Origin of the sequence: Porphyromonas endodontalis ATCC 35406 (genome assembly GCF_000174815.1) — a bacterium.
GTDB lineage: Bacteria > Bacteroidota > Bacteroidia > Bacteroidales > Porphyromonadaceae > Porphyromonas > Porphyromonas endodontalis.
Map to the genome: position 1 here is coordinate 254,225 of NZ_ACNN01000026.1, position 9,605 is coordinate 263,829.

General features: G+C 47.3%; 8 protein-coding genes and 1 pseudogene. 6 read left to right on the forward strand and 3 right to left on the reverse strand.

Translation table 11 applies throughout. From position 1 onward, the window contains the following. Nucleotides 1–166: 166 nt before the first annotated feature. From POREN0001_RS06905 to POREN0001_RS06930, 6 genes are all read left to right on the forward strand, one after another. Entirely contained in the window at nucleotides 167–766 is a 600-nt protein-coding gene (locus tag POREN0001_RS06905) for a CvpA family protein (RefSeq protein WP_004334087.1), read from the forward strand. Then, a complete protein-coding gene (gene sufB / locus POREN0001_RS06910) occupies nucleotides 767–2,251 on the forward strand; it encodes a Fe-S cluster assembly protein SufB (protein WP_004334306.1) in 1,485 nt (494 codons plus the stop codon). It abuts the gene before it with no gap. A 44-nt stretch (nucleotides 2,252–2,295) separates the two neighbouring features. Beyond that, nucleotides 2,296–3,060 carry a Fe-S cluster assembly ATPase SufC gene (sufC, locus tag POREN0001_RS06915; RefSeq protein ID WP_004334178.1) on the forward strand — a complete coding sequence of 255 codons (765 nt, stop codon included), beginning with the start codon at nucleotides 2,296–2,298 and terminating at the stop codon, nucleotides 3,058–3,060. Nucleotides 3,061–3,071: 11 nt separating this feature from the next. Then, entirely contained in the window at nucleotides 3,072–4,436 is a 1,365-nt protein-coding gene (gene sufD / locus POREN0001_RS06920; RefSeq protein WP_004334312.1) for a Fe-S cluster assembly protein SufD, read from the forward strand. A gap of 102 nt (nucleotides 4,437–4,538) precedes the next feature. Continuing rightward, nucleotides 4,539–5,375, forward strand: a complete 837-nt coding sequence (ispE, locus tag POREN0001_RS06925; protein WP_040581115.1) for a 4-(cytidine 5'-diphospho)-2-C-methyl-D-erythritol kinase — start codon at nucleotides 4,539–4,541, stop codon at nucleotides 5,373–5,375. Next, a complete protein-coding gene (locus POREN0001_RS06930; protein ID WP_004334265.1) occupies nucleotides 5,354–7,300 on the forward strand; it encodes a YgiQ family radical SAM protein in 1,947 nt (648 codons plus the stop codon). Before ispE ends, POREN0001_RS06930 begins: the two co-directional genes overlap by 22 nt. 330 nt (nucleotides 7,301–7,630) lie before the next feature. Here the strand turns inward: POREN0001_RS06930 and kbl are convergent, their stop codons facing one another. From kbl to POREN0001_RS09685, 3 genes and pseudogenes are all read right to left on the reverse strand, one after another. Next, on the reverse strand, nucleotides 7,631–8,821 hold the full coding sequence (kbl, locus tag POREN0001_RS06935) for a glycine C-acetyltransferase (protein ID WP_004334297.1): 1,191 nt from the start codon (nucleotides 8,819–8,821) through the stop codon (nucleotides 7,631–7,633). Nucleotides 8,822–8,878: 57 nt separating this feature from the next. Then, complete coding sequence (locus POREN0001_RS06940; protein WP_004334368.1) at nucleotides 8,879–9,310, reverse strand: DUF5606 family protein; 432 nt, start codon at nucleotides 9,308–9,310, stop codon at nucleotides 8,879–8,881. A 165-nt stretch (nucleotides 9,311–9,475) separates the two neighbouring features. Further along, nucleotides 9,476–9,598: pseudogene (locus POREN0001_RS09685) on the reverse strand (IS30 family transposase); the annotation flags it as partial. Nucleotides 9,599–9,605 lie beyond the last annotated feature (7 nt).

The window sequence follows — 9,605 nt, forward strand, 5'->3', positions numbered from 1 at the left end:
TCCCCTCATGTCTACCACGAGGGGAATTGACAAAAGTATTCTCCACATATATGAATAATAAAAGGAGTTACTGAGGTACTTATTCGCACACGTGCAGAAATAGGTATCCTTGGCAACTCTTTTATTGTTTGTTGGAGCTTGAGAATTAGCCGATAGATAGGAAAAAATGAACTGGTTAGATATTGCTATTATCGTTATCGTTGGGCTATCTCTCTTCAAGGGATTCTCCAAAGGGCTCATACATCAGGCTGCTTTTTTCGTGGCTATTGTGGTTGGGATTGCAGTTTCTGGAGTGGTAGCGGATTGGCTAGGCGGCGCACTCTCTTTTTTGCTCAAGCTAAGTGATAAGATAGCGAACTCAGTAGCTATTGCCCTATCCTTCCTGCTTATCTTGGGAGCTGTATATCTAGCGAGTAAGATTATAACAAAAATCCTCAATGCTACCCCCCTAGGGATATTCAACAAGTTGCTGGGAGGCTTAGTAGGTGGGCTTATATCTCTCGCCATACTTGGCTATATTTTTGTTTTTGTGGACTCTATATTTATTCCGGCTGCCACCCTTACAAAAAAGCTCAGCAGTACCCTTGAGTCTACCACCCGACCCAAAGAAGAAAGAAAAGCCCCTAAGGAGGAAAAAGATATTCGTAAAGAGTCTGCACTATACTACCCCGTAAAGAACTTTGTGCCAACTATTTTAGCTCCTCGCCTGTTGGATAAAGAGAATGATTTGATAGAACAGACTTCTAAAGAGAAAGAAGAAAAATAAATGAAAGATAGCACTCACCCTCAACCCTCTTCTCAAGGAGAACCCAAAGAAGACATACTACAAGAGGTAACGCAGGGAGACTATAAATATGGATTCGAAACGAAGATCTCCACTGAGACCATAGAACGTGGGCTCAGCGAAGAGGTAGTACGTTTGATTTCGAAGAAAAAGGAAGAGCCCGAGTGGCTTCTCGACTTCCGTCTCAAAGCTTACCAGCATTGGCTCACACTAAAGCAACCCAAGTGGGCACATCTCCACATCCCTCCCATTGACTATCAAGACATAATCTACTACGCAGCTCCCAAGCAAAAAGTCTCTAATGGTACGCCCGGAGAGATTGATCCGGAGCTGATGGAGACGTTCGACAAGCTGGGGATTCCCCTACACGAGCGACAGATATTAGCAGGGAATACGGCTGTAGATGCTGTAATGGATAGTGTCTCTGTAAAGACCACATTCAGGGACAAGCTTTCTGCTCTAGGGATCGTATTTTGCTCTTTCAGCGAAGCAGTAAAAGAGCATCCCGAGCTAGTAAAGAAATATCTTGGCAAGGTAGTGAATTATAGAGATAACTACTTTGCAGCGCTCAACTCCGCCGTCTTTAGTGATGGTTCGTTTGCTTATATCCCCAAGGGTGTGCGATGCCCGATGGAGTTATCCACCTACTTCCGCATAAACGCTCGTAACACGGGGCAATTCGAGAGAACTCTCATTGTCGCAGACGATGATGCCTATGTTAGTTACCTCGAGGGGTGTACAGCTCCCATGCGTGATGAGAATCAATTACACGCTGCCATCGTAGAGATTATTGCAGAGGAGAATGCGGAGGTCAAGTACTCCACCGTGCAAAATTGGTATCCGGGCGACAAAAATGGCAAAGGCGGGATATACAACTTCGTAACCAAGCGAGGACTTTGCCGTGGTAATAACTCAAAAATCTCTTGGACCCAAGTAGAGACAGGCTCTGCCATTACCTGGAAATATCCGAGTTGTCTCCTTGTGGGGGATAACTCTGTAGGCGAGTTTTATTCGGTAGCAGTAACCAACAACTACCAACAAGCCGATACGGGAACAAAGATGATCCACATAGGGAAAAATACGCGCAGCACCATTGTTTCTAAAGGAATCTCGGCAGGCTCCAGCCACAACAGCTACAGAGGGCTGGTAAAGATATCTGCGAGCGCAGAGGGTAGTCGCAACCACTCGCAATGCGATAGCCTTTTATTAAGCGACCATTGTGGCGCACACACATTCCCCTATGCCGAGGTACTCAACGATACGGCAATCATAGAACACGAGGCTACGACCTCCAAAATAAACGAAGATCAGCTTTTCTACTGCCAGCAGCGAGGTATTACCACCGAAGAAGCAGTAGGCTTAATTGTAAACGGCTATGCCCGGGAGGTAATGAATAAGCTCCCCATGGAGTTTGCCGTAGAGGCACAAAAACTACTGAGTGTAACCCTAGAGGGATCGGTAGGTTAAGTGCAGAAGAAGTAAGATCTAGCAATAACTAAGACTTTTAGAAGATGAGCAAGAAGCTATTAGAGATAAAAAACCTCCACGCCTCTATCAATGGAAAGGAGATACTAAAGGGCATTAACCTATCGATTAACGAAGGCGAAATCCATGCTATCATGGGACCCAATGGGAGCGGAAAGAGTACCCTCTCTTCCGTACTTGTAGGGAATCCTGCTTTTGAGGTCACCGAAGGAGAGGTTACATTCCGAGGTGAAAACATTCTGCCTTTGAGCCCGGAAGAGCGTTCTCACCGAGGGCTGTTCCTAAGTTTCCAATACCCTGTGGAGATCCCGGGCGTGAGTATGGCCAACTTTATGAAAGCGGCCATTAACGAGAAACGCAAGTCGCAGGGGCTTCCTCCTATGCCTGCTGCGGAATTCCTCAAACTGATGAAAGAGAAACGAGAATTCGTACAATTGGAGAGCAAACTTTCTAATCGTTCGGTAAACGAAGGGTTTTCGGGAGGAGAAAAAAAGCGGAATGAAATATTCCAAATGGCCATGCTAGAGCCTCGTCTCTCCATCCTAGACGAGACGGATAGTGGTCTTGATATAGATGCTCTGCGCATTGTTGCAGAGGGGGTAAACAAGCTGCATACTCCGGAAACAAGCTCTATTGTAATCACCCACTATCAACGTTTGCTCGACTATATTAAGCCTCAATTTGTACACGTACTCTACAACGGACGCATCGTAAAAGACGGAGGTTCTGAACTTGCTCTAGAGCTAGAAAAACGTGGCTACGACTGGATTAAGGAACAACATACTCTCTGATTACCCTCAATATGGAAAGTATTGCAAAAACCTATCTCGACCTCTTCGATGAGAATAGGAAAGCCATAGAAAAGGGATCTTTTCCGCTGATGAATAATGCCCGAGAGGGGGCTAGAGAGGATTACAGCGCACACGGACTTCCCTCTCTGCGCAGCGAAAACTACAATCGTACGGATATTCACGACCTATTCAGCCTCGATTACGGTGTAAATATCAACGGAGTACAATTCCCTCTCCACGATACCAAGGGATTCTCTTGCGATGTAGAGGATATGCCCTATATGCAGGGGATAATCCTCAACGAACGCTTTGATAGGAATCTTTCGCAAGGCTTGGAGCAACTCCCTACCGGGGTATATATCGGAAGCCTTAGAGCCTTCCTCACGGAGCATCCGGAGCGAGAGCCCCAGTTCGCTAAGATATATGGCAGATACGCAGAGACGGATATTGACGGCATTGTTGCTCTCAATACCATGTTTGCTCAAGACGCCGTTCTGCTCTTTGTGCCCAAGGGGGTGAAGGTAACCGAACCGCTACGACTTATCCAATTGGTGCGTGCGGATGTACCCATGCTCCTCTTCCGTAGAGTTCTTATCGTACTTGAGGAAGAATCGGCAATTGAAGTGCTGGTCTGCAACCACACATTAGACAAACATGATTTCCTAGTAGATCAAGTGATAGAGGTGCATGTTGCAGAGAACGCTCAGCTCAAACTCTACGACGTAGAGGAGTCTAGCAGCCGGATGCGACACCTCTCCACTCTTTGTTTGCGCCAATACGAATCAAGCAAAGTACTGATCAACGGACTAACGCTCAACAATGGCATTACAAGGAACTCATACTGGACGCGCTTTATGGGGCCTCATGCCGAGCTTACTCTCGCAGGGCTAGCCATTGGCACTCAAGCACAGCACGTAGACAACTTCACCTATATAAGCCATATATTCCCCGAATGCAAGACCCACGAATTATTCAAGTACATAATGGATGACGAAGCGGTTGGTGCTTTCGCCGGACGTATCTTTGTGTCAGCCCAAGCTCAAAAGACCGATGCTCAGCAGAGCAATCGCAATTTGTTACTCTCGCCCAATGCTCGCGTCTACTCCAAGCCTCAACTTGAGATTTATGCGGATGATGTAAAGTGTAGCCATGGTATGACTACAGGGCAACTCGACGAGGAAGCTCTCTTCTACATGCAACAACGCGGTGTCTCCAAAGACGAAGCTCGTACCCTTCTCAGCATTGCGTTTACCGACGATGTAGTCAGACTCATTGAGCTTGAGCCCCTTCGTGCCTCTATCGTAGACGTTATATCCTCTCGCTTTAATAACCAGGAGATACGCCACTGCAATAAGTGTGGTAAAGTCTGCTTCTAGGGTGCTTGTAAGCGATATACTAAACCATCTATAAGGAGTATCGCAGGGGAGTTGGGCAATCCTCACACTCCCCTGCGATACTCCCTTTTGTACCTATCCGAGATGATCACTTTCCCCAATGCCAAACTCAATCTAGGTCTTCGTATTCTAAGAAAACGTGCCGACGGCTACCATTTACTAGAGACGATATTTTTACCTATCACCCTAACCGATGCCCTAGAGATAGTGCCTCAAAAAGGAGCGTTGGAGGATACTTGGCGGCAAAGTGGCATCACCATCGACGGCGCCGTAGAGAGTAATACGGTAATTCGTACAATACAAATGATACGAGAGGAAGTCGCTATCCCCCCTCTGGAGGTCGAACTTCTCAAAAAAATCCCCTTTGGAGCCGGGCTTGGCGGGGGCTCTGCAGATGCTGCTTTTGCTCTGAAAATGCTCAATCAGCGGTTTTCTCTAAATTTATCGGAAGAAGAAATGGCACGAAAAATGGCGCGAATAGGAGCCGACTGCCCCTTCTTCATCTATAATAAACCCATGCTAGCTACAGGGATAGGTGAGGTACTAACCCCCATTGAGATACCCCACGAACTACAACAAGCGAGTGTGGTGCTCATCAAGCCTAGCCTTTCGATCTCAACCAAAGAGGCGTATGCTCAGATTACCTGCCACCCTGAGGCGAAGGGCTCTCTCCCATCCTTACTTCAAAAGTCCCTTGATCAGTGGCAAGATCTCTTCATCAACGATTTTGAGGCATCACTCTTCGGTCGCCATCCCATTCTCCCCAAAATCAAAGAATCCTTATGTAAAGCCGGAGCATTCTACACGGCTATGACCGGCTCCGGATCTGCTATTTATGGCTTCTTCCATACCCCCATTGCCATAGATCCACTGCAATCAATCTACCCCGATAGCTTCGTATGGCAAGGCAATATAGCCTAACGGACTTCCTCCCCACCTCTAAGAAAGAAATGGACGCCCGTGGCTGGGATGAGGCGGACGTTATCTTATTTAGTGGCGATGCCTATGTGGATCATCCCTCCTTTGGGGCGGCCGTGGTAGGACGCTTCCTAGAGAGCCATGGTCTGCGTGTTGCCATTGTACCCCAACCCAATTGGCGAGACGATCTGAGGGACTTCCGCAAATTGGGTAAACCTCGACTCTTCTTTGGAGTTTCCCCGGGGGCTATGGACTCCATGGTAAACAAGTACACCGCTGCCCGAAGACTGAGGAGTGAAGATGCCTATACTCCTGATAAGCGCATTGACATGCGCCCGGAGTATCCCTCCATCGTATATAGTCGCATCCTCAAAAGTATATACCCCGACGTCCCCATTATCCTAGGAGGGATCGAAGCCTCCCTCAGGCGATTGGTTCACTACGACTATTGGCAAAATAAACTCTTACCTGGGATGTCTATCCTAAGCCCCGCAGACCTGATCATCTACGGGATGGGAGAACTACCACTGGCAGAGGTGGTGGAAAGACTCAAAGCCGGAGCCGATATTGCCGAACTGCGCAAAATACTCCAAACCACCTACGCTGTAGACGCTCAAGACTTCCAGCCCCAAGAGGGCGACCTCCGTCTTTTTAGTTACGAGGAGTGCCTAAAGGACAAGAAGAAACAGGCAATGAACTTCAAGCACATAGAGGAAGAGAGCAATAAATTCCATGCAAGTCGCATCATTCAACCCTGCGGTGATCGTGTTATTATTGTGAATCCGCCCTTTCCTCCTATGACTACCGGACAAATCGATGCCTCCTTCGATCTACCCTATACTCGCCTCCCCCACCCTCGCTACAAGGGCAAGACCATCACGGCCTACGAGATGATCAAGCACTCGGTGAATCTGCATAGGGGTTGCTTCGGGGGGTGTGCCTTCTGTACCATCTCAGCCCATCAAGGCAAATTCGTAGCCTCCAGAAGCGAGGCCTCCGTACTCAAAGAAGTAGGAGCGATTACGGAGATGGACGACTTCAAAGGCTATCTAAGTGACGTGGGAGGTCCCTCTGCCAACATGTATAGAATGGAGGGGGTCAATCGGGAGTTGTGCGCACGTTGTGTACGCCCGTCCTGTATCTTCCCTGCCATATGCCCCAATCTCAACGCCAATCACAAGCCCTTAAATGATCTATTAGACAAGGTGGACAAAATCCCCGAGATCAAGAAGAGTTTTATTGGTAGTGGGGTGCGTTACGACCTATTACTCGAAGAGTACAAAAATCCCGAATACCAACGCGAAGCCAAGCGATACACCGAGTCGCTTATAGCCCACCATACCTCGGGACGACTAAAAGTAGCTCCGGAACACACCTCTCCCAACGTGCTGAAAATCATGCGAAAGCCCCCATTTTCTCTATTTGAGCGCTTTACTCGCATTTTTGATGAGGTAAACAAAAAGTACGGGCTCAAGCAGCAACTGATTCCCTACTTCATATCCTCACACCCCAATTCTCACGAAGTGGATATGGCAGAATTAGCCGTGCTAACCAAGCGGCTTAACTTCCATCTTGAGCAAGTACAGGACTTCACTCCCACTCCTATGACCCTTGCCACTGAGATCTATTACACGGGGTACCATCCTTATACACTAGAAAAACTCTACTGCGCCATCTCTCCCGAGGAGAAAAGGAAGCAAAGACGGTACTTCTTTTGGTATAAACCCGAAGAGCGACGAGAACTTATACAAGCATTGCAATCCCTGCATAGACCCGACCTTATAGAAGCACTCTTTGGTCAGTATGTTGCTCGTCAACCCGAATCTTCTAAAAAGAAGAATCCGCGACAAAGCTCGGAACAGCACAGCTCTCATGCGCGCTCGTCCAAAAACAAGTCCTCGAAAACAAATTTCTCCAAAAGGCGTTAAATAGCCCCTCCCCCAGAGAAAAAATAATACCGATAGGTTGTCGAAGAAAAAAACTCAGCCTCCTCATGAATCCTTGCAGGGTGAAATCTGCCCAGGAATCAGCCTAAAGCCTTCACCAATTTCGGGTGAAAACGAACGAAAAACCACCCAATTCTCCCCTCACATTCCGGCTAAGAACCTTTTGCCCCAAGCCCTCTTTATTCCGGCATTCCTATAAAGGGGCTACTCCCATCCCAAGAAAAAACCTCCGGCGAGCACCTATAAATGCTCAACCGGAGGTTGTAAGAAATAGAAGAAAGGGGAGAAGCCCCTCTCTCCATGTATAGGTAATTATTTAATTACACCAAGCTCTTTACCCACCTTGATAAAGGCGTTGATACAACGATCGAGGTGCTCACGCTCATGACCGGCAGAGAGCTGTACGCGGATACGAGCTTCACCCTTGGGTACAACAGGATAGTAAAATCCCGTTACATAGATACCCTCTTCGAGCATACGCTTAGCATACTTCTGAGACAAAGGTGCGTCATAAAGCATAACAGCACAGATGGCACTCTGAGTTGGTTTGATGTCAAAACCGGCAGCAATCATCTTGTCGCGGAAGTAGTTTACATTCTCCATAAGTTTGGTATGGAGCGAATCGTCCTCTTTGAGCATCTTGAAAACCTCAAGACCGGCACCTACTACTGCGGGGGGAATTGAGTTACTAAAGAGGTAGGGACGAGAGCGCTGACGAAGCATATCGATAACTTCTTGAGGACCTGCCGTAAAGCCACCAACAGCTCCACCAAAGGCCTTACCGAGTGTACCGGTGTGTATATCAATACGATCCCAACAGTTGTACTTTTCGGCAACACCACGACCGGTTGCTCCCACAACGCCTGCTGAGTGGCATTCGTCTACCATTACAAGAGCATCGTACTTCTCAGCAAGAGCACAGATCTGATCCATGGGGGCAACATTGCCATCCATAGAGAAAACGCCGTCCGTTACAATAATACGATGACGTTGTGCTTGCGCTTCTTTGAGGCACTCTTCGAGTTCTGCCATGTTACCATTGGCATAACGATAACGCTTTGCCTTGCAAAGACGTACCCCGTCAATAATAGAAGCGTGATTGAGGGCATCGCTAATAATTGCATCTTCTGCACCAAAGAGAGGCTCAAACACACCTCCGTTGGCATCGAAGCAAGCAGCATAAAGAATAGCATCCTCAGTATGGAAGTACTCAGCAATAGCGCGCTCGAGTTGCTTGTGCATGTCCTGCGTACCACAAATGAAACGCACACTACTCATACCATAACCATGGCTATCCATAGCCTCCTTTGCAGCCTTGATAAGGCGAGGATGATCACTGAGGCCTAGATAGTTGTTAGCACAAAAGTTAAGTACTTCTTGACCTTCATTAACCTTGATGTCGGCACGTTGGGGTGTCGTAATGATGCGCTCCTCTTTGTAGAGCCCATCCTCTTTGATCTTCTTGAGTTCAGCGCCCAAGAAATCTTTCATTCCCTTGAACATAGCAATGTTTGTACTATTAATGGATTTTAATTAGTGAGCGAAATCGAATGTAAGAAGTTATTTAACCTCTTCTTCCCTCCCCTCTGCGGGGGTCTCCTCTTCGGTAAATCGGGTAAAACCGCCTCGCACCAATATGTTATACCACGAGAGCATCTTCTTTACATCGGTAGGGTAAACGCGGTCTTTATCGTACGTGGGGAGTACAGACTCCATATAGGCAAATGTAGACTCTTTGGTTGCCCCAATGGTTTTGAGGTCTACCTCCTTGCCTTCGGCAGCCGTATACACAAGATCTAGCACCTCACCGAGAGGTTTCTCTCCCTCAGTCGTATATATGGCAATCTCTGCAAGCGATACCACTCGATCTGTAGCATGGACAGGTGTGCGACGCTTATCTGTAAGAGACTCCACGATGAGGGAGTTTTTCCCCTGAGAGAGGAGTTTGAAAAGCCCCGGACGACCCGAGACAGACAGAATTTCTCTAAGCATAGTATATCTATTACTTTCTTTGGTCTAAACTGATGTAGCAGTTCTTTATGTGTAGCATTTTGTTGTTTCTACACCTTGTGTAACCACTTACAAGCACAAAAGTAACCATTTCTCAGGGAATATGGTGTGCAGTATTTATACTCGCCTACTCTGCAGATTCCAGTGTCAAGTGCAACGGTGTGACAAAAGTAATGCTAGTACTTCATTCGGAGATTTAAAGTCCAAACTTTTCCTGGGTCTATTGTTTAGCAGCATCCTGATATTCCGTATTTGCTTGTCATCGATGTCTTAGTTA